Annotated in this window: 21 protein-coding genes; 8 read left to right on the top strand and 13 right to left on the bottom strand. The window is 44.2% G+C overall.

The features are described from left to right. Positions 1-149: 149 nt before the first annotated feature. Positions 150-2414 (top strand): penicillin-binding protein 1B, encoded by a 2265-nt coding sequence (gene mrcB, locus ACTD55_RS15425; protein ID WP_438865257.1) that lies wholly within the window; start codon positions 150-152, stop codon positions 2412-2414. A 14-nt stretch (positions 2415-2428) separates the two neighbouring features. Next, positions 2429-2719, top strand: coding sequence for a DUF1244 domain-containing protein (locus ACTD55_RS15420; RefSeq protein ID WP_438865232.1), 291 nt, complete (start codon positions 2429-2431; stop codon positions 2717-2719). Between the two features lie 18 nt (positions 2720-2737). Here the strand turns inward: ACTD55_RS15420 and ACTD55_RS15415 are convergent, their stop codons facing one another. The 7 genes from ACTD55_RS15415 to ACTD55_RS15385 form a co-directional block, all read right to left on the bottom strand. Next, complete coding sequence (locus ACTD55_RS15415; RefSeq protein WP_438865231.1) at positions 2738-3676, bottom strand: phospholipase A; 939 nt, start codon at positions 3674-3676, stop codon at positions 2738-2740. 9 nt (positions 3677-3685) lie between these two features. Further along, entirely contained in the window at positions 3686-4795 is a 1110-nt protein-coding gene (locus ACTD55_RS15410; protein WP_438865230.1) for an adenylate/guanylate cyclase domain-containing protein, read from the bottom strand. A gap of 79 nt (positions 4796-4874) precedes the next feature. Continuing rightward, on the bottom strand, positions 4875-6155 hold the full coding sequence (gene hemL, locus ACTD55_RS15405; RefSeq protein WP_438865229.1) for a glutamate-1-semialdehyde 2,1-aminomutase: 1281 nt from the start codon (positions 6153-6155) through the stop codon (positions 4875-4877). Between the two features lie 10 nt (positions 6156-6165). Further along, positions 6166-7182, bottom strand: coding sequence for an aspartate carbamoyltransferase (locus ACTD55_RS15400; RefSeq protein WP_438865228.1), 1017 nt, complete (start codon positions 7180-7182; stop codon positions 6166-6168). An 86-nt stretch (positions 7183-7268) separates the two neighbouring features. Next, positions 7269-8636, bottom strand: a complete 1368-nt coding sequence (locus tag ACTD55_RS15395) for an MATE family efflux transporter (protein ID WP_438865227.1) — start codon at positions 8634-8636, stop codon at positions 7269-7271. A gap of 62 nt (positions 8637-8698) precedes the next feature. Next, entirely contained in the window at positions 8699-9121 is a 423-nt protein-coding gene (locus ACTD55_RS15390) for a CopD family protein (RefSeq protein WP_438865226.1), read from the bottom strand. Continuing rightward, complete coding sequence (locus ACTD55_RS15385; protein WP_438865225.1) at positions 9121-10806, bottom strand: chloride channel protein; 1686 nt, start codon at positions 10804-10806, stop codon at positions 9121-9123. Before ACTD55_RS15385 ends, ACTD55_RS15390 begins: the two co-directional genes overlap by 1 nt. A gap of 125 nt (positions 10807-10931) precedes the next feature. Between ACTD55_RS15385 and ACTD55_RS15380 the strand changes: the two genes are divergently transcribed. Together ACTD55_RS15380 and erpA are read left to right on the top strand one after the other, a co-directional pair. Beyond that, complete coding sequence (locus ACTD55_RS15380) at positions 10932-11648, top strand: DUF6776 family protein (protein ID WP_438865224.1); 717 nt, start codon at positions 10932-10934, stop codon at positions 11646-11648. Positions 11649-11763: 115 nt separating this feature from the next. After that, positions 11764-12108, top strand: a complete 345-nt coding sequence (gene erpA, locus ACTD55_RS15375; RefSeq protein ID WP_438865223.1) for an iron-sulfur cluster insertion protein ErpA — start codon at positions 11764-11766, stop codon at positions 12106-12108. A gap of 36 nt (positions 12109-12144) precedes the next feature. On the opposite strand, the gene ACTD55_RS15370 is transcribed toward erpA, so the two are convergent. Continuing rightward, positions 12145-12930, bottom strand: coding sequence for a hypothetical protein (locus ACTD55_RS15370; RefSeq protein ID WP_438865222.1), 786 nt, complete (start codon positions 12928-12930; stop codon positions 12145-12147). Positions 12931-13122: 192 nt separating this feature from the next. Between ACTD55_RS15370 and ACTD55_RS15365 the strand changes: the two genes are divergently transcribed. Beyond that, positions 13123-13701 carry a glutathione S-transferase family protein gene (locus ACTD55_RS15365; RefSeq protein ID WP_438865221.1) on the top strand — a complete coding sequence of 193 codons (579 nt, stop codon included), beginning with the start codon at positions 13123-13125 and terminating at the stop codon, positions 13699-13701. A gap of 18 nt (positions 13702-13719) precedes the next feature. On the opposite strand, the gene ACTD55_RS15360 is transcribed toward ACTD55_RS15365, so the two are convergent. Both ACTD55_RS15360 and ACTD55_RS15355 read right to left on the bottom strand, forming a co-directional pair. Beyond that, positions 13720-14223 (bottom strand): response regulator transcription factor, encoded by a 504-nt coding sequence (locus ACTD55_RS15360; protein WP_438865220.1) that lies wholly within the window; start codon positions 14221-14223, stop codon positions 13720-13722. Next, positions 14220-15470, bottom strand: a complete 1251-nt coding sequence (locus ACTD55_RS15355; protein WP_438865219.1) for an ATP-binding protein — start codon at positions 15468-15470, stop codon at positions 14220-14222. Before ACTD55_RS15355 ends, ACTD55_RS15360 begins: the two co-directional genes overlap by 4 nt. Positions 15471-15685: 215 nt before the next feature. On the opposite strand from ACTD55_RS15355, the gene ACTD55_RS15350 reads away from it, so the two are divergent. From ACTD55_RS15350 to ACTD55_RS15340, 3 genes are read left to right on the top strand one after another with little or no spacing between them, the layout of a single operon-like run. Next, positions 15686-17485: a trans-sulfuration enzyme family protein gene (locus tag ACTD55_RS15350; RefSeq protein ID WP_438865218.1), complete on the top strand. Its 1800-nt coding sequence runs from the start codon at positions 15686-15688 to the stop codon at positions 17483-17485. A 57-nt stretch (positions 17486-17542) separates the two neighbouring features. Continuing rightward, positions 17543-18100: an AAA family ATPase gene (locus ACTD55_RS15345; protein ID WP_438865217.1), complete on the top strand. Its 558-nt coding sequence runs from the start codon at positions 17543-17545 to the stop codon at positions 18098-18100. A gap of 28 nt (positions 18101-18128) precedes the next feature. Next, positions 18129-18548, top strand: a complete 420-nt coding sequence (locus ACTD55_RS15340) for an SRPBCC family protein (protein WP_438865216.1) — start codon at positions 18129-18131, stop codon at positions 18546-18548. A gap of 58 nt (positions 18549-18606) precedes the next feature. Here the strand turns inward: ACTD55_RS15340 and ACTD55_RS15335 are convergent, their stop codons facing one another. Genes ACTD55_RS15335 through ACTD55_RS15325 form a run of 3 tightly spaced genes read right to left on the bottom strand, consistent with a single transcriptional unit; the run spans position 18607 to position 21575 of the window. Continuing rightward, positions 18607-19080 (bottom strand): Lrp/AsnC family transcriptional regulator, encoded by a 474-nt coding sequence (locus tag ACTD55_RS15335; RefSeq protein ID WP_438865215.1) that lies wholly within the window; start codon positions 19078-19080, stop codon positions 18607-18609. A 22-nt stretch (positions 19081-19102) separates the two neighbouring features. Then, positions 19103-20215, bottom strand: coding sequence for an anhydro-N-acetylmuramic acid kinase (locus ACTD55_RS15330; protein WP_438865214.1), 1113 nt, complete (start codon positions 20213-20215; stop codon positions 19103-19105). Between the two features lie 55 nt (positions 20216-20270). Next, on the bottom strand, positions 20271-21575 hold the full coding sequence (locus tag ACTD55_RS15325; protein WP_438865213.1) for an OapA family protein: 1305 nt from the start codon (positions 21573-21575) through the stop codon (positions 20271-20273). Between the last annotated feature and the right edge of the window lie 245 nt (positions 21576-21820).

The following is a 21820-nucleotide window of genomic DNA, read 5'->3' as shown; positions in this document are numbered from 1 at the left end:
ATTTCTTTTGTCTTTACCTAAAAGTGTGACTAGTGACCAAAAAAAGCCCCAGCAAGAAAAGTCCAGGCAATAAATCCTCCGGCAATAAAAGCAAAGCTAATTCCAAGACCGTTCGAATTTCATATATCGCCCGTGGCAGGTATTGGTTAATGCGTCACTGGTGGCAGTTGATGCTGGTAATGTTGACTTTGATAGCGGGCTATAGCCTGTATCTGGATGCCCTGATCCAGTCGCGCTTTAATGGCAACAAATGGGAAGTGCCAGCGCAAATTTACGCGCGACCTTTGTCTCTAAATACAGAGTTGGAATTAAGTCAGGCCGAATTGGTGGATGAATTGAGGTTACTGGCGTATCGGCCGGTTAAGCAACTGCAGCAAAGTGGTGACTATTTACAGCAGGGCCAAAGTATCAGTTTTGTACGTCGGGCGTTTGATTTTGCCGATGGATCGCAGCCGGTGCGTTTTATTCAAATCGTATTTGGCGGAGGGAAAATCAAACGTATTACTGATTTGCAATCGGGAGCGGAGTTGTCCCATATCCGACTTGAGCCTTGGCTCGTGACGCGATTAATCAGCGCCGCTCATGAAGATCGTATGCTGGTAAATTTAGACGATGTGCCAAAAGCATTAGTTCAAGCGCTGCTATTAGTGGAAGATCGGGATTTTTATTCCCATCACGGCGTGGTGCCTTTATCTATTTTGCGCGCTCTGGTCACTAATATTAAAGCAGGACGCAATGTACAAGGCGGCAGTACGCTCACTCAGCAATTGGTGAAAAACTTCTTTTTAAGCCGTGAAAAATCGATTTTGCGTAAAATTAATGAAGCCTGGATGTCGTTATTAATTGAATTACGCTATAGCAAAAATGTGATTCTGCAGGCCTATTTAAATGAAGTCTTTCTCGGTCAAAATGGCGCTACCGGTGTGCATGGTTTTGGTTTGGCTAGTCGCTTTTATTTTGATCGTCCGTTATCGGAGCTGGATGTAGCGGAAATCGCCACACTGGTTGGAATGGTTAAGGGGCCGTCATTTTATAATCCACGTCGTCATCCTGATCGGGTTGTTGAGCGACGGGATATGATATTGCGCATGATGCTTGAAGCGGATCTATTAAGCAAAGCCCAGTATCAACAGCAAATAGCCAAACCGATGAAATTAGCTAGTGATACGCGTTTGTCGCAAAGTAAACATCCGGCTTTTATGGATGAAGTCAGACGGGAATTACATGACGTCTTACCTAATCCAGAGTTATTTCAATCTGGCCTTCGCGTGTTTACCGCGATGGATCCTCTCGCCCAGCGTCGAGCCGAAAGTGCAATGCGTCAGGGGGTTCCAGTGTTAGAACAGCGTAAAAGCATTAAGCAACTGCAAGGTGCCATGTTGGTCACGGATATTAAAAGTGGCGAGTTAAGAGCGATTGTCGGTAGTCGGGAGCCTGATTTTAGCGGCTTTAATCGAGCGCTGGATGCCAAACGCTCGGTGGGCTCGGTGATCAAGCCTGCCGTTTACCTGACTGCATTGGAGCAATATGACCACTATACGCTAGCGACGGTATTACCCGATGAACCGCTAACAATGAAAAGCACCCATGGGCAATTGTGGCAGCCACTCAACGCAGATAAAAAGTTTCGTGGTGAAGTGAATCTGATTACAGCACTATCCCATTCCCTAAATGTTCCAACGGTGAATCTGGGCATGCAAGTAGGGCTCGATCAGGTAGCCGACACGCTACACCGTTTAGGTATTGAAGAGCCAATATCTGAATATCCGGCAATGACTTTAGGGGCGGTCAATTTTAGTCCACTGCAGGTTAATCAAATGTATCAGACTATTGCAAATGAAGGTCGATACATTCCCTTGCATGCCTTGGTGGCAGTGTTGTCTACCGATAATCACCTCATTTGGCGCAATCAGCACACAACTGAACAACGGCTGGATAACAAAGCCACCTATCTGGTTAATTATGCGCTACACAAGGTAGCTCGTGAAGGTACTGCGAAAAGATTAAAACAGGAATTTCCACGGGTGAATATGGCAGGTAAAACCGGCACGACCGATGATTATCGGGACAGCTGGTTTAGCGGTTTTGATCGCAATATGGTGACCACTGTGTGGGTGGGAAAAGATGACAACCAGACCACGCATTTAACCGGAGCCAGTGGCGCATTGGATTTGTATGTCCGTTATCAGCACAGTCAGCATCCCAAATCGCTGATAAGGCCGATGCCGGAAGGGGTGAATATTGTCCACTTTGATCAACAAAGTGGTCATTTACTGGCGAATGCCTGTGCCGATAGTATTAATTTACCGGCTATTCTGGATGGACTGTCATCACCTGAACAAGTGTGTGGTAAGCCGGTGCAGAGTAAACCCAAAAGCAAAAGCTTTTGGCAACGGTTGTTTGGTGATAAATAGTTGAGGATATTTAAATGGATAAACAAACTGAAATTGAAGCGGCGGTGTTTCGTCGTTTGCTGGCACATTTGGACAATCGTAAAGATGTGCAAAATATTGACCTAATGATATTAGCCGGGTTTTGTCGTAACTGTTTTTCCAAATGGACAGTCGCAGAAGCGGAAAAACTGGGAGTCGAGATAGATATGGACACTGCCCGTGAGCAAATTTACGGTATGCCCTACAGCGAGTGGCAGGAAAAATATCAACTACCGGCTACAGAAGAGCAAATGGCAAAATTTAATGCGCTAAATAAACATAAATAATCGAATTTGATCAGGTTACTAGAAAAAGGCCAGTTGTAGGCCAATACCAATGCGTTGCTGGTAGTTATTGTAATCGATCAGTGAATCACCATAGCCATTAAAGTATTGCAGCATCAGTTCATAACGTTCTGAAATTGCATAGGTGAGATTCAGCTCAATACTGCCTTTGTTATGGTTAAATTTGAGATTGTTACGCCATTTAGCCAATACCTGAAAATTGCCGATCTCGGTGCCATAGACAAATTCAAAATGACCCAAATAATCGGTTATATCAGGATTATCATCACCGGTGGGTTGCAGTGGATCGAGTTTGTTATCTTCGGGAATGCGGTACCACACTTTTAAGGCATACAGATTATTAGCGTCGGTCATCAGCATTGAAGCAAACAACCGATTCCAGCTACGTGAACGTAATTCACTCTGGCCATTGGATTGGTGATTAAAGCCTAATTGGAAGGCGTTAAACCGGTAGCCTAACAATTTGTATTCGGTGTTCCAGTTATAAAAAATTTCAGGCTCGTAATTGGTTTCCCTAAATGGCTTGGATACTTCGCTACTGTAAACCTGCCAGAAAGATAAGGCAGTAAAGCCAAAAAATAGTGCGTCAGCACTGGTATCCGAGCGATATAGGGGCATCTTAACGCTAATCTGATACTTAGCTTCTACATTATCAATACTATCCTGATTGGATTCACTGCTACCAATCTGGTTGGGATTATCAATATAACTGAAAGCCAGCACATAATTACGTTTGTGCTGGGTAATACCAAAAGGATCGGCGAGCAGGCTTTGTTCCGACTGCATCCGTTTATCGATAAGTGAAGAAGATAAAGCCGCTGGAGAGGCTTCATCAGTGCTGTTGAGTTCGACTTGTTTCTCATCCTGCTGCACCGATGAGGCTACAGCTTGACAACAATGCAACAGTAGTAAAACCAATAGAAACGGTTTAGCCGACAAGATTATCCCCTATATATTTAGTGCACCGTCCCAATCTGCGGGCATCTGGTTGCTACGCATACGATAACAATGTTCAAGATGATAATTGACCAGCTTATCGTCAGGTTGAATTTGCAACGCCTGTTGAAAACATTTAATCGCCTGATCCCAATCTTGTTGAATGCGCAGGGCTAGCCCTTGTTCCACTAGCTTTGCAGTGGAAAGTTTTCGCTTACGTTCTTCTTCTGGAAGATGTTCGAGTATTTCGTATACCTCAATGGGCTGTTGTTTACCTTTGACCCTGACCCAATCGAGCACGCGATGCGGATAGGTGTCACGCATTCCGGATATATCCAATGTTTGCGCAGTGACGATAATATCGGCATTAAACTTGGGAGCCAGTGACTCGAGCCGAAATGCGGTGTTGACGCTATCGCCTATCACGGTACTGTCCATGCGCTCTTCGGAGCCTACCGTGCCCATAATGACCGGGCCAAAATGGATGCCAATCCCATTATTCACCGGGGGATAATCACAGTTGGCCCGATGTTCATTATATAAATCCAAAGCGATGCGCATATCCGATGCGGCTTTGAGGGCATCTCGCGCTTTATCAGCGTTACTGCCATCAGGGTGATCGAAGATAGCCATAATTGCATCGCCGATAAATTTGTCGATAAAACCACTATTTTGGTGAATAGGGGCATTCATCCGCAAAAAGTAAGAATTAAGAAAATTCATTAATTCTTGTGGTGACATTTTCTCTGACAAGCTGGTAAAACCACGAATATCACAGAATAAAATCGCAACTTCATCCTCGTCGGCCTTACCTAATTCGATGGAGTCCAGACCATCTTTGGCCAAATGGTCAAAAAATTGATTGGGGACGAATTTTCGGAAGGTTTCACTAATCTGTTTGGCTTCAGCTAATTGATTGTGCAATTGCAAAACCAGTTCTTGCTGCGCACTTTCTGAGGTGGTGTCACTGGATAAACTCATATGCGTTTGTTGACGCAATACCCGATATAATTTGGCGACATTACGCAAGCGTGCCGTCATCCACAGCATAATCACGCCGAATACGATGACAACAAACAACAAAAAAGCGGTTAATGTGGGTGACGCTATTGTTTCAATCACTGGGATACATCTACAAACAAAGTTATTTATCAATCACTAAGATGGCAGAAAGCAAGGCTTCTGCCAAGTGAAATAGGGATTACAATCCACTCATTACTTTGTCAGCAACCGCTAAGGTTTGCTGAATAATATCGTCAGTGTGACAAGCTGACACAAAGCCCGCTTCGTAGGATGCCGGTGCCAAATACACTCCGTTGTCTAGCATACCATGATAAAAACGGTTAAATACGTCTGCGTTACAGCTAATTGCCTGCTGATAATTAACCACTTTTTCAGTGTCGGTGAAGAACAGGCCAAACATACTGCCCACATGATTGGTGGTCATCTGGATGCCGTGTTTATCCGCCAGTGTTTGCATACCATTGACTAGCGTGTCGGTGGTTTGATTAAGCTGTTGGTATAACCCAGGTTGCTGGATGGCTTCTAACGCAGCTAAACCGGCAGCCATTGCAACCGGATTACCAGATAAGGTACCTGCCTGATAAACCGGGCCGAGAGGAGCAATATGCTGCATTATCTCTCGTTTGCCGCCAAATGCACCTACGGGCATACCACCCCCGATGACTTTGCCTAAACAGGTTAAATCCGGCACGATATGGTAATGGGCTTGTGCACCGCCTAAGGCCACACGAAAACCGGTCATCACTTCATCAAAAATCAGTACGCTGCCGTATTCACTACATACCTCTCGTAAGCCCGGTAAAAAACCGTCTACAGGCGGGATGCAGTTCATATTACCGGCTACAGGTTCAACAATAATACAAGCGATTTGATCACCGATTTCGGCAAAGGCTTCACGTACTGACTCTATATTATTATATTCAAGCGTAATGGTGTGCTGGGCAAAGTCGGCCGGAATACCGGGTGAACTTGGTACACCTAAGGTTAGGGCGCCTGAACCAGCCTTTACCAACAAGGCATCGGCATGACCGTGGTAACAGCCTTCAAACTTAACAATTTTGTCACGGCCGGTATAACCGCGAGCCAGACGAATCGCGCTCATGGTGGCTTCAGTTCCGGAATTCACCATGCGCACCATATCCATCGATGGCACTAATTTACAAACCTGTTCCGCCATGTGTATTTCGGCCGCAGTTGGTGCGCCAAAACTTAAGCCTTTTTCAGCAGCGTCCATTACCGCTTGGCGGATTGCCGCATGATTATGCCCCAATACCATTGGCCCCCAAGATTGCACATAGTCGATATATTGTTTGCCATCGGCATCATAGATATAAGGCCCGTCGGCACGTTCAATAAAAGGTGGTGTACCACCAACCGCTTTGAATGCTCTAACCGGAGAGTTGACGCCACCGGGAATATGCTGTTGGGCTTGTTGGAACAGTTGTTGGGATTTATTCATCGACTTCTCACTATTCTGCAGATTTGGTACTGAACCATTGCACGTCACAATCGTAGTCACTGATAATATGCTCGACGCCCAAGGTCAGGGCAAATAAGGCCATTCTGACTAAAACGCCATTGTCGGCCTGCCGAAAAATGGCCAGATTTGGATTGAGATTTAAATCGTTATCCAGCTCGTTGGCGTCGGCTCGCGAGTCGCGCGGTAAAGGGTGCATGATGACAGTTTTGGATTGAAAGTGCTTGGTGTAAATATCCTGATTTAGACGGAATTTACCGCGATATAAATTGGCTTCTTGCTGTGAGGTAAAGCGTTCTTCCTGGATTCGGGTTTGATAGCAAATATCCGCATCCATATTGCCTTCCAGTTGTTCGGTAATACTAAAGCGATGTCCGGCATTTTGAATAACATCCAAAATATTAATGGGCATGGCTAATTCTTTTGGTGAGATCAGGGTAAAGCGAATATTGCGATACAGGCTTAAGAGTTTGGATAATGAATGCACGGTACGACCATGTTTGAGGTCGCCAATCATGGCGATGTGCATCCCATCAATACCCTTACCATGGGCTCTGAGTTCTTTTTCGATAGTATATAAATCGAGCAATGCTTGAGTGGGGTGTTCATTGGCACCATCGCCACCGTTAATCACCGGTACACGGCTACCTTGGGCAAACTCTGCCACGGAGCCACTTTGTGGGTGGCGCATCGCGACGACATCCGAATAGCTGCTAAGTACTCGTGCCGTGTCGTACAGTGATTCGCCTTTGGACAATGCCGAAGTGGCCATTCCAGCGGTTTCGCGTACCTCACCACCGAGTAAATTAAAAGCAGTACCAAAGCTGACCCGGGTACGGGTGCTCGGCTCAAAAAACAAATTTCCCAAGATTGCCCCGTCTAATACCCTTGTTCGTTTTTGACGATGGGCATAGGGCGCCATTTGGTCGGCCACATCAAAAATTTGTTGAATACTATCGGGATCAAACTGATTCACCGACAAAATATGCTTACCGCGGAAATGACTCATGATCACAACATTTTAAGTGGCTGAAAACTGCGGTGATTCTAACACGATGAACGGGGGCGATTGAAGGTTTACCGCCCGTCATATCATTATATTTGTATGCTTGTTTTCCGTTGTTCGCGCGCGTGAACGTGAGTGTGATGCCAACGATCTTTATTCCAGCGGAACCAGTAGAATACCGCGCGACATCCTTCATCTAAAATAGCCGAGGCCATAATACCGTATATGCCCCATTCAAACACGAAAGCCATCACGTAAGCGGCGGGTAAGGCGACACACCAGGTAAACAACGGGCCAATAATCGAAATAAACCAGCCATCACCGGTAGTACGCAAGGCACGACCTAACATAATGTTGGCGGTACGGGGTGGCTCAGACAGGGCTGCAAGTAAAAACAACCACATTGAACTGCCAATCAGTGCTTCATTGTCGGTAAAAATATCCATGATAGGGTGGTGCAGAGCAAACAATATGAAAGCTACAATACCTGTACCCCACAGTCCCGCTTTTAATCCTTGTTTTACCTGAGTTTTAGCTTCGTCATAACGACCTGCGCCGACTTTTTGGGTGAGTAATACATCGGTTGCGGTTGCCAGTGCTACGCTAATAATCAGCCCCAGCATAAAGGTATTGAAGGTATAGATTTTAGCGGCCAGTGCCACTGCACCTAAACTGGCAGCCATACTGTTGAGCACTATCATATTGATATCAAACGATAACGGCTCAATCATACTGGGAATACCAAGGCGCAGAATGTTTTTGCTGGCTGAGGAAAACTCTTCGCGTATGTGTTGCCAACTGAAAGGGAGTTTAAGACGTAAATAAACCGCCGCGCCGCTGACAATCACGCCCATAAGCGAGCCAAATACACTGGCCCAGGCAACACCGACTAACCCTAACTGAGGTACGCCAAACAGACCGAATACCACAATGGCATTGCCCAGTACATTGGCAATAAAATATACGGTATTGGCGTACATATTCCATTGTGGTTTACCGTAAATATTTAATATCGACTGGAACAGTCCTTTTAAAGCCAGCACCATCATTAACCAGCACACAATGCTCAGATAGGTATTGGCATCAAGTCTGACCTGACCCGGCAATCCCATCCAAGCGGTAATATAAGGTGCAATCGCACTCAGTGCTGCGGTAAGGATGGCGCCCAGCACCATTACCCATATTGCATAAGTTGCTATTGTGGCGTTGGCTCGTTTGGGATTTCCCGCCCCTAAGCGCTGTGAGGCCACACTGGCACCGGAAAAAACCGCTACCCACAGAATATTCGAACAGAAAAATAAAATCGGAGTAATGGCACCCGCGGCGGCGGCGGAAGAATCGCTGACCCGACTTAAGAAAAAAGTATCCAGTAAGGGTACGCTGAATTGTAAACATTGTTCAATCAGCAAAGGGCGGCTCATGCCCCATAAGCCTTTTTGTTGAGCAGCAGTATTCATTGAATATCCGAAGTTAATTTGACGGCGCGATCATGAGCAAAAGAGCCATATAATGAAAGAGGCTAAATAAATTTCACTACCGCTAAAGCAACTATCGCAAACAGAAATAACACAGGTACTTCATTAATGATTCGGTAAAATTTAGCTGAATGAGGTTTTTTATCCTGTTTAACGTTCATCATTAATTTATACAAATAAAAATGGTAAGCATATAAGGGGATGACCAACGCTAATTTGAGGTGCAGCCAATGACTGGCGATAAACCATGGCATGCCATAACTAAAAATAAGTGATAAACCAAAAATCAGGGTCAATATTGCAAAAGGGGTGATGAACCAAAACAGCCGATAAGCCATGATTGCCAGTTGTTTTTTTACCGCGGTATTGTCACTTTCAGCGTGGTAGACAAATAGTCTTGGTAAATAAAAAATACCCGCAAACCACGCAATGACAAAAAACAAATGTAACGCTTTTAGCCATAACATCAATAATGTTCCTTATGTAAATAACTACGTAAATTGTGCCAATTAATGACACCAATAATCTCATCTGCCAGATCGTTATAAACATATACCGCTCCATTTCGGCTGGCTTGTAATATTTCATACACTTCGGCTAGCGTTGCTTGGGCAGGTACGCCTTCCATTGTCGTTAATTTTAATGGAGTCGCTTCCTGATGAGGATTGAGACTGGTATCCCATTCTACCAGTGAATATTGCATGCCAATTTCGAAATCTTCGCCTTTAACAACTAATTGAGTCGGTGAGTGTTCCAGAAAATCTCGAATCGCTTTATCGGGTGATCCTTTAAACAGTTTATAATCGGTATCCATCACAGATAAGACACCGGTGGTTTGCAAGGCTATTTGCACCGATGAAGATTTGTAACTGAGTTTTTGATATTGCAATTGCTGAATGAATATAGAGCTGTTGCCAAAAATCTGGGTAGACGTTACATAAGCGGACACAATTACCAGCATGGCGGGTAAAATGACTTCTGGATTTGAAGACAGTTCCATCACCGCAGAAAGCGCTGCTAACGGGGCATGCAAGACTGCGGTCATCATCCCGGCCATGCCCAGCAAAGCGAAACTGCTGGTATAGGAATTGACGTCATCTAAAACCATTCCCATGGGTAATAATGCAATTGCCCCAATTAAAACACCAATGCCAAAGATAGGACCAATAATCCCGCCCGGTACCCCAAGACCAATCGCGACAATAGTCAGGAAAAATTTACCGGCCAAAATGGCCAGAAGTAATTGGACATTGTCCGGCGAGGCGATCACGACATCAATGGCACTTAAACCTGAACCCATGGCTTCAGGTAATATATAACCTACCGCGCCGGTAATTGAGCCGGCCAATAGTAACCTTGAAGCCATGCCTAAGGGCCGAAAACCTTGAATGACACGCATCAGTTGTTTGTTAAACAGGCTGGCCATTGCTCCCAGAAAAATACCCAGAATGACAAGGTACAAATACATCCAGTAATCGAGGGTGATAAAATGCAAAAAAGCCATTTCATGATCTTCGCCGAATACCAGTCTGGTTAAGATTGACCCACATGCTGCTGAAAGCATGACCGGGATAAAAATATGGATTTTATACTCTCTCAACACCACTTCCATCACAAAAATAACCGCTGCAAAAGGGGTGTTGAAAGACGCTGAAATACCGGCGGCGACGCCACATCCAGCCAGAATACGAATACTGTTGTAGGGTAGTCTGAGCCATTCGCCCAAAAAGCTGCTGCCTGCTGCACCTAAATGCACTGACGGACCTTCACGTCCAACTGAAAAGCCGCTTGCCAAAGCAATCATCCCGCCAAAAAACTGATTGATAGTGGAACGTAACGGGATGTGGCCATAACGCTGTTTTAATCGATGTATAACGTAGGGGATACCCATTCGATAGTGTTTAAAACGGGTCAAATACGCAAATAACACAATTAAAATTGCACCACTCACCGGAAGAATAAAACGAAATGAAGGATCAAGCGTGGTAAAATAATCGACTTGTTGCAGATAGAACGTCTGGATAGTTTCAAACGCTAGACGAAATAAAATAATGACAAATGCAGCACTGCAGCCCCCTATGATCCCTAGCAGACAACACTGCAAAGAGGTGCGAGGGTGGGCAAGTTCATAATGGTAAGGTTTTAGCTGCATACGGGATAATTAAACGAGTTTGCGGTTAAGTTTAACACAAGTTATTGTAATTAAAGCTAATTAACCGAGTCTTCGGTGCTAGAACTAACGAACAATCCATGCCATGCCGAAATGAGAGTTAAATAGTGAGTAAAATTGAAATAAAACAACGGCTCGGGGCATTTAAGTTTTATGCCATTAGTCTGGTTATTTTAGGCTTAGCGGCTTATTTGGGTTATCGAGTTGGAAATAAAGTTGCTGATTATCAGCAACAGCAAATTAATGGTATGCAAACGACCATCGATGAGTTCAATCAGCAGAATAACCGGTTGGTCAAACAGTTAAATATATTGGGGGTGGAGCTGGAAATAGAGAAACGCGCCAACCAAAAAGCCCAACAAGATCTTCAACAGGCCTTTAGCGAAAATCAACAGGTGCGCAATCAATTGTCTTTTTATCAAAAAGTCATGGCGCCAGAGTTAAATGATAATGGTTTTGTGATCGATAGTTTTAACTTTCAGTCTACCAATATTGAGCAGCATTACCGATATTCACTGGTGCTGTTACAGCAACAGAAACGCAAGAATTTCGTTAAGGGGGAGCTTAGCGTAACCTTGCAAGGTAGCCTTGATGGTGAAATGAAAGTGGTGGATATGCTGGCCCAGTTAGATCCGCCCCAAGATAAGTTAGCCTTTCATTTTCGTTATTTCGAAACCTTAAATGGTGAAGTAGATTTGCCGGTGGGATTTATCCCGGAAAAAGTCTTGGTCAAGGCTAGATTGACCAGTCAAGGTAGCAATAACGCCGAGCACGAGCGCAGATTTGACTGGCTAGAAATACTCGACCAAGCGCGGGAAGAGTAGCTTGAATGAATGAGGGCCAACAATAAGGCTATTCTTGACCAATTCAGTCAAGTATTAGATAATTCGCCACCGTTCATTATCTGTTTTATGAACTTCCGTTTTGCAAGAGGTTAGCATGTCCGTACAAACCGCAGTACCTATCGAGTTTTCCAATTCGGCCGCCAAAAAAGTGCAGGCGTTGATCGCTGAGGAAGAAAATCCCCAATTAAAATTACGGGTTTTTGTTACCGGTGGTGGCTGTTCAGGCTTTCAGTATGGCTTTACCTTTGATGAAAAAGTCAATGATGGTGATACCACCATTGATAAAGAAGGCGTGACGTTAGTTGTTGATCCTATGAGCTTGCAATATCTGGTTGGTGGTGAAGTAGATTATGTGGAAGGCTTGGAAGGTTCCCGTTTTCTGGTTAATAATCCCAATGCGACCACCACCTGTGGATGCGGTTCCAGCTTTAGTATTTAATCTATCTGTGCGGATGCCAAACCGCCCACTCATTGACTATTTAACATATTGTCGATAATCAGTGAGTTGGTATTTTTGGTGCAGCGATTGCAGGAAGCTTTGGTGCTGTGCCAAGAACGCATTAAATTCGGTGATAATATTCGCGTGTTTAATGGTTGAAAGATGATAATTGTAAATTTGATATTGATAGTTCTGATTGAGCACCAACTCTCCACTTCTACCCAAACGTTGTAAATGATATTCGACCACAGAAGGGTCAAGGGTTAGCCCATCTATTTGTTCCCGTAACGCCTGTTGAATCAACACCATAGTTGATGAGTTTTCATATAACGTGACCTTTGCCGCTTTAATTTCGTCTACCCACAAGGTCGGATAAAACCCCAACAATGTGCCGACGATTTTGAAATCGTTTATGTTTTTATTCAGATTTTTGGCTAAGACTAATGTGCCGCCTATCAGTTTAATAGTAGGATCACTGTACACCAGATTTTCTGGATTATTTTTATCTCCCAGCCACCGCTCGTTATCGGGATATTTAAAATCGATATCCTCATCCACTAACCATTTGTGGAAACGCTTAATTGGTAAAGGCACATAACGAAAGTTGTAGCCTTTGCTGCGGGCAAATTCATCGAGTAATTCCGTCGTAAAGCTTGGTTTGTTTTGTTGAAAATCAAATAAAGGATAATAAGGAACATCCTCTACCCCAATGACGAACTCTTGTGAAGCGGCTATGTCTGCCTTGCTGATGAGCAATAAGCACAACAATACGGCCAAACGCTTAGCGACAGCATGACTGGAAAGGTGATGACAATAATTCAACAATGACTCTACTACCTACGGATTAATAATATTGATGCCTGATTGCAGCCAGACTGCAAAAAAACTGATCAGATAATTTTATCATAATTTGGGTATTAATCGATGTTTAAACAACAATTATCAATCGGCACTGGCTAGAATAAGGAACGGCATTGTATGATGTTTTTCTGGCAGTTAAATGGGGGATAAAGCATGTTAAAACTTTACGGATCTACGACATCTCCGTTTGTTAGACGCATAAGAATGTGGTTGGCAAATGTGGAACATCAATATATTAATTTGCAGATTTTTGAAGGTGAAGATCGGGCGTTACTGGCTTCTCGCAATCCCACTATGAAAATACCCATGATCGAAGACGAAGGTGAGTTAATTTATGACTCACGCGTCATTTTCAGGTATCTGCAACAAAAACAGGCGGGTCAACCCTTAAGCTGGGAGCAAGAGAATCAACTCACGCTAATTGATTCGGCGAATGATTCATTTGTACAACTACTGCTATTACAACGTTCGGGCATTGATACCCAAGCCGATAAGCTGTATTTCAAGTTACAACGGGAACGTATTGAGGCGACATTGCAACACCTTAATAGCCTGGTGGAACAACAGCAGTTTGAGCAGTGGGGTTATCCGGAAATTTGCCTATTCTGCTTAATTGACTGGGTGGAATTTCGTCAATTGCATAACCTGCAAGGAGTGCCGGCGCTATTGGCTTTTCAGACCAAACATAAAGACCGAATCGAAGTCGCCAGTACCGATCCTCGTAGTAGCTAAATTCATTATAATCGACAGTTACCAGATCGGTTTCTTTTGCAGTTTTCGCTGTAGTGTCCGCCGGTGCATATTTAATACTCTGGCGGCGACCGAGATATTGCCGTTATTTTCCTGTAATACCCGCTGAATATGTTCCCATTCCAGTTGTGCTGAAGATAATGGACTGAGTTCATTGTCTTCGATTTGTTGATCATCGATTTTGGCCAATAGTCCTTTAAAATCTAACGGTTTGGTTAAGTAATCATCAGCACCCAGTTTGATTGCGTTGACTGTGGTGGCAATACTGGCATAACCGGTGACGATCCAGATTTTGCTGTCCGGATAATGCCGTCGAATAGCCGGGATATACTGCAACATCGATTCACTACCCAGATTCAAGTCCAGTAACAAGTGGCTATAGGCTTGATGGGTTAATAGTAATGGTTCAGGATGAGTAAAATAACATGCCGCGAGATCATGTCGTTGTAAGCGACGCATTAAGGCGCTGGCATACACCTCATCATCATCGACGACCGCGATCAAGGTTGATTTTCCTGTGCAATTAAAGGCAAACGGATTTCGGTGCAAACGCCTTCGGTCAGATTGCGAATAAAGACGGAACCTCCAGCCTGTTCGATACTGGCATTGGCCAGCGCTAAGCCAATACCATAACCCTTACCCGATACAAAGTGACGACCAAGCTGATCAATCAACGCATCGTCTATCCCTTCACCATTATCAATGATATTAATTAACAACTGTTGTTGGTTAAGTTGGGCTTGCAGAATAATCTGCGCCCGTTGATTGTTGGCGCAAGCACGTGCGGCATTATCTAAAATGTTAGCAATGGCTAAATTCAGGCTGTCTTTATATTCAATACTGCAATGGGTAAGCTGTTCGTCAAACTGTCGCTCCAATACCACTTCATTATGCGTTAGCCACCAACTATCGCACAGTTGGGTTAACCATTGAGTGACTTGACTACGTTGATACTTTTGCGGATCAAAGCTTTTACCTTGCTGGATCACCGTATCCAAAGCGTGTTGGCAGCGTTGCAATTGCTGGGTAAGCAACTGTTGATGCTCGTGTCTTTCAATCTCCGTTAACTCATCCAGTTCATCTACCAGCATTTGTGCACTAGCCAGTGGTGTGGCGATATGATGGGCAGTATTAGCGGTGAGTGTTGCGACTGCCATAATTTGTTCATCGCGCAATTGGCGTTGTTGCTGTTGCATAATATGCTGGTGCTGTTCACGCAAGATTCTGGCTTGTGCGGTAATAAACGCGGTGATTAAAAAGGCAGACACCCAAAACGTGATTAACATGCCTAGCATATGTTCATTCATATTGCTGGAATGCAGGTGCATATGAGGTTGTGCTGCGGGTAGTAAATAGATAAAGATGAGTAACGCGTAACATAGCATTGCGACAATTGTGGTCATCCAGGCCAGTATACGCGATAACGATAAAGAGCCTATCACCGCAGGCAATAACAACGCGGACACCCAGCCGGATAACACACCATTGTTGGCGTAAATAAAATAACTCAATGCCAGTACATCAACGATAAGTAATAACGCCAGTGCAGGCAGCGAGACTAATCGTTGGCGCAACAAATAGCTCAGGGGATTAAGCGCGATGTAAATCCCTAATATCAACCAGTACAAGCCACTTAACTGTGCCAAATAACCACTGATCACAGCGGTTAAGGCATAAATAACCCGTAACTCAATTAATTGAGGGAAAAGGGAATTGCCGGGAGAAAAAGAGACAAACAGATTTGCGCGCATAACGGTTATTGAAGCCTATTCACTGATGCTGTTCAAGCATAAAAAGTAACGGGTGCTGCGGCAAATTGTCGCACTGATTGGCGTCTGTAGCCGGGATATATGGATAAAGTAAAGTTAACTTTGCATTGTTTGAAATATAATTCTGATTAATTGGCTTATATAAAAATATAATTCTGTTGATAATGGGTTTATTGAATTTTATCAAGAGATTTATAATGAATACCACTCAACTGGAACAAGCCAAAATACTTTCACCCAAACGTAACTCTACCCGCGCGCCGGATATGGAGTCATTAGCCAAAGAGCAACTTCAGCATTTTGGCATCGATATTCATAGCGATTATGGTGATGCCTTATATCATGCTGCATTACACCTTTATCAGACTCATGTGGATGTGCATCAATTGTGGGCGATTACTAACGAAACGTTGGCCAGTTTGGATAAACAGGATCGTATTGCCTATTTCAATGCGAAGAAGTTCCTGTCATTCCAGTTGGCCAAAATACTTGATACTTTACAAAACCCGTTTCGGGCTACCCATCAAAGTTTACACAAGCAAAGTGGTTCACATTTAGTCAAAGGCCATTATCCGTTATTTGATAATGTGACGGCGTTGTTTTCGGCTAATCCGGTGATTGTCAAAACGGCAACCTATGTTTATGCCTGTACCGAATGGATTGATGATGCGTTTCAGGGGAAAGAATTTACCCATCAGATTTATTCCCGCCTATTGAATCCCACCAGCATTTCTCTGGCCAATGCCATTGTTGATTTGGAAGCAGGGCAGTACGCAGCGGATTATATGGCATGGAATTTTAATTCGGGCATGGCGGCAATTGACGGGTTGCTATCCAATGTTTTAAGCCACGGCGATGTGCTGATTGTGTCACGTAACGTGTATGGTGGCGTTTTTCAGCTGTTACAGGACTACTTTGCGCGGCCAGACAAAATGGCTATCCAGCTTGAATGGTTTGATGGCTACAGTGCCAATGAATTCGCTGTCTTTCAAGCAGAAGTGCAGCAACGCCATCAAGATAAACTGAGTAATGGCGCATACTGCCATGTGTATATTGAATCACCTTGTAATCCCCATGGTTATGTACTGGATGTCGCCGGTATTAGTAAAATTGCTCATCAACAGGGATATTTGGTGATGCTTGATGCCACCTTGGCGACGCCTATTTTACAACAGTCGTTACAACGGGATGATAAAACCGAGCGTCCTGATTATGTGGTGCACAGTTATACCAAAGATATTTGCGGCAGCGGCGCTACCACTGCCGGTGTGGTTATCGGTGAAGCCTACCGTATGTTTCAGGCCAAAGGCGATGAGGTAAATGGTTTGAACTGGTCGAAGACCATGTTCTGGGATGTATACTACATCAAGGGGGCTTTTTTGGACTCGGAGAAAGCCTTTGACGTACTCACTGGCATGAAAACGTTGGAACAACGAGTCATCAGTAAAGTGATCAATACCCGGATTTTTAGTCGTTTTCTGGCGGCTCACCCGGATTTTAGGGTGAATTGTCACGGGTTGGCTGAACATAAAAACGCAGCGTTGCGTGAATCTCAATTACGCCATGGCTGGCCTTGTGCGCTATTTACTGTGGATATGGAAAATGCCGGACTGGATCGTGATACTTTTGTGCGTTTTTTTGATGCGCTCGAACCCGGTTTTAGTCATCAGGTATCAATTGGCCAAAATAACACCATCATTCTGTGCCCGGCGTTGACTTCTCATTCTGAACTGGACAGTAACGCTCAACAAGCGGCAGGCATTCATCTGACAACCATGCGGATAGCCATGGGCACCGAAAATGTTAAGGAACTGATTGCTCATTTGATTAACAGCGCCAGAATGCATATCGATCCGGTACGTCCGGGATTCAGTGATGGTTTTATGCCAGCAAAGGAAATAGATGAACTGTATAGGCAGATTAGTCTGCAAGTGTATCAACAACATCTTGACTCCACGGCTAAAATGGAAGATGTGCTGGAATCCCATTCGGTTTAAACGGAAATCGCCTGATTGAACTAAGCTATGAGGGATGAAACAAGGTGGGAGATAAAAATGGCAATCGAATTCTTCAGGCAGCATTTTAGCCATATTCAGGCTGGGCGTATGGCCGGAACTTACAGGCTCGACCATGTGGTTGAGTTGCGTCAAGAACCGGACTTAAGTGATGATGTTCGTGCACAGTTAAACGATATTAGGTTGCTTAGCAGTAAAAAACGTCAAATCACAGTACTGATGACAGGGCCTACAGCGTTGACCAGATATTACACTGTTACATGGTTAGCTGAGCGACTAGTACAGCCGGTTTGTTTGATTGATTGTGCAAAATGGTCAGAAAAATATATTGGCGAGACAGAGAAGAACCTGGCCAAGTTATTTAGTCAAGCACAGGCTCAGCAATGGATCCTGTTCTTTGATGAAGCCGATGCGTTGTTTGCTAAGCGCAGCAGGGCAGAAGCAACTCATTCCCACCTTGACGATGGAATGATTGATTTGGGGTTTCTGGCAAAATTACTCGCTAACCAGCAAGAATTAGTAATATTCGCTATTAAAGGTGCGCAAAATGCCGATACACTAACGCAGTTATTTAGTCATCATCTGCAATTGAATTAAACACAATCTCCAGTCAAGTAGAGGCCTTATGTACCAAACTCAGTTAAGTGTCACCTTTAATGCACCTGTCAGTGCGCTGTATGAAGCTTGGTACAAGCCTGATTTATTATTGCAATGGTTTGCCCCCGGCAATATGGTAGTAGCGCAAGCCATGAGCAGTTTTACTGAAGGTGGCAAATACCGGATTGTGATGCAGGAGCCCAGCGGTGAACAGAATATTGTGATGGGCGAATACCTGCAAATTGAAACCAATGAAAAGCTGGTGTTTAGCTGGCAATGGTTAGGCAGTGACGAGGTAAGTAGAGTGGAATTAACCTTCAGCGCTGTGAATGACAATACGTCACAACTGGAATTAGTTCATAGTGAATTGCCGGATCAGCAAGTGTGTAATGACCATCAGGATGGCTGGATCGGTTGCCTGGAAAAGTTGTCGTTGCTGACGTTGTAGTCACGACAGGTCAGTGTGGCGTCAAGGAATAACCCTATTTATTGCCCATCGACGTTATCTAAAATGAAGGTAAGCGTTTACTTATTTTGTAATCGTAAACCAGAGCGGTTTCCACATGATTAATTTCAGCTCTGGCCGTAATCGCATTAAACACAAAATCGCGTAAATGGGCGGTGTCAGACACCGTAACATGCAATAAAAAGTCATCGACCCCGCCCATGTGAAATACACCAATCACTTCGGGCTGTTGCAAAATATCTTGCTGAAATTGATCCACCGTGTGGCGACTATGATCAGATAAGCGCACCGATACCATTGCCTGAATGTGCCCGCCCAGCGCATTAAAGTTAATAGATAAGCTACTACCTTCAATGATGCCATCGGTTTGCAATCGTTTAACGCGTTCCAGACAAGATGACGGTGACATACCAATATGTTCAGCCAAGTCTTTATTGCTGATGCGCGCATCCCGAAACAGGTGGGACAGGATCTCGATGTCAATATTATCCAATGGACGATGAGCTTGTTTCATAGTTTTAGCCGCCTAGGGTAAATTAACCAGCAGGATAACAGGCACCCAATATTGCTTCACGAGATGCGCCAGTGGCATGGGGAATATTACCGCAGATATTGTTTTTATGCGCATAGGCTAACCAGGCAAATGCCATCCCTTCTACTGCATCTGCATCGACACCCAATTCATCTGTGGTATGGGTTTTACAATCCGGCATGCTGGCTTGTAACGCTTTCATCAACGCGATATTACGAGCTCCACCACCACAAATGTAAACTTCGGATAAGGCAAATGCCGATAAGCCATCTGCAATACTTTGAGCTGTCAGTTGCAGCAATGTGGCCTGTACATCTTGTGGACTAATTTTTTGGGGTTGAACGGCTAATTGCTGCTCAAGCCAGTCAAGATGAAACGCATCACGGCCAGTACTTTTAGGCGCGGCTTCTTTAAAATAGGGGTGAGATTGCAAACTTCTGAGCAATTGAGGATCGCATTGACCACCCGCTGCCCATTCGCCATCTTTGTCATAGGTCATATTGAGATGTTTACGACACCAACTATCCATTAGGGTATTACCAGGGCCGGTATCAAAGCCAACTACTGCACTTTGGTTATTGGCCGGTAAATAGGAAATATTCGCAATTCCCCCAATATTGACAACGGCTCGATTGATCTCGGCATGACTAAATATGGCACGGTGAAAGGCGGGGACTAACGGTGCACCTTGGCCACCCAGAGCGATATCTTTGTTACGGAAATCGGCAATGACATCCACACCGGTTTGGACTGCAATGGTATGAGCATCACCGATCTGTACGCTAAAACCCAATTCACCATCAGGTAAATGGCGGATAGTTTGTCCGTGAGAACCTATCGCAATGACTTGTTGCGCATCAAGGTTATTGCGCGTTAGCAAATCCACGGCTGCAGCGGCAAAAGCTTTGCCTACTTTGCGATTAGCGGTGCCGACTCGATGAACTTCGTCTTGTTCCGGATGATTGAGTTTATGCAACTCAGCCAGTAATTCATCATCGTATTGTAAGGTGGTGAAGTCGAGTAACTTGGGAAGACTAGGATCGGTGAAGTCCACCAACGCGGCATCGATGCCATCCATGCTGGTACCGGACATTAAACCAATGTAAATCGAGGACATAGTTTAGGCTCAATAATGTGATGAGGTTGCCTTGGTTTTACTAAGGCAACTGATTTTAGTTCATGGCTAACATAATGCGCTTGTTATTTTGTAACTGGGCCAGATAATGATCGGCAATAGTCATAAATTTAGCGCGTTCAGATTTGGCAATAGGTTCTGCTTTAGGTAATTTCACGGTACGAGGATTACGGTGTACGCCATCGACTAAAAATTCATAGTGCAAATGCGGTGCTTCGGCCATCCCCGTCATGCCTACATAACCGATAACCTGACCCTGTTTTACCTTTTGTCCCAATTTGGCTACTCGTTTGGAAAAGTGTAAATACTTGGTCACGTATTTTTCGCCGTGCTGAATAAATACATAGTTTCCGTTAAAGCGGTTATAACCGGCTTTAATCACTTTGCCATCACCTGATGCGACAACAGGCGTGCCAGTTGCAGCGCGATAGTCAATACCGTTATGGGGTTTATAACGTTTCTGAATTGGGTGGAAACGGTGAGGGTTAAAGTTTGAACTTATATATTTAAAGTTAACCGGAGCACGCAAAAAGCTCTTGCGTAAACTACGCCCTTCTGGCGTGTAATAACGGCCATCGTCATAACGAATGGCAGAGAATTTTTCACCTTGGTTAACAAATTCGGCCGCAACAATATCGCCATAGCCAACAAATTCACCATCTATGTAATTTTCTTCGAAGATGACACTAAAACTGTCTCCGGTGCGTAATTCCAAAGCAAAATCGATATCCCAACCAAAGATATTGGCCAGACTCATAATTTGCTTTTCAGTCATGCCCGCTTTTACACCGGCATTCCAGAAACTGCTTTCAATATCACCGTTAGTAAAGCTCAGTAAGCTTTCTATCCGCTTTTTGTCGATTTGCGTCTGTAGCTGATTTTTATCGTTAAAACTGATATTCAGTGATTCGGTTGGAGAAAAGCGGAAATTCAAAGAGCGAAATTGCCCTTGCTTGTTGGTTAATATGGATAATTCATCACCAGGCATCATTTTAAGTAATTTTTTGGCATCTTTACCCGCATGAGAAACCGCATACACTTCTTGTGGTGTTAAACCGGCCCGATCAAATATTTTGGCCAGGTTATCACCTTTACGCACGGTGTAGGTTTTCCAGTCGGGGCTGTCCATCTCATCGAGTAAGGCATCTTCAGATAGGCTTTCCAAATGCAATGGTAAAGGGTACAACTGACCTAAAACCAAATCATCGGCATTGACGTTAGTTTGCTTGGAGGCGCTGGCAGGTTCTGAGGGTAAAAGAATCAGAATAAAAGTGATTGCCAGGAAAAATGAGAGCAGCACCTTGTGGCGATGAGGTAACTGTTGGAAAGTAGATTTAAGCATAAAACGTTTACAACCTATGTAGTACTAAGCGCAGAATATAAGAAATCAATATGATTTTCCAGTAAACCCGATAGTTAAAGGGTATAGCGGGTTATTATTATGTATCGGCAATTGGTTAAAAAATAGTCATAACTAATTGGCCTGACGCTAATTAGTCCATCATCGAACAATAAAATTCCCTTTTCATTCTCGTTACTCTTTAAATGCCTGATGTGCCCAAGTAGAATGCGCTGCTGGCTTTTAGC

Origin of the sequence: Neptunicella sp., from assembly GCF_048268085.1 — a bacterium.
GTDB lineage: Bacteria > Pseudomonadota > Gammaproteobacteria > Enterobacterales > Alteromonadaceae > Neptunicella.
This window is presented reverse-complemented; position numbering and strand designations above follow the sequence as displayed.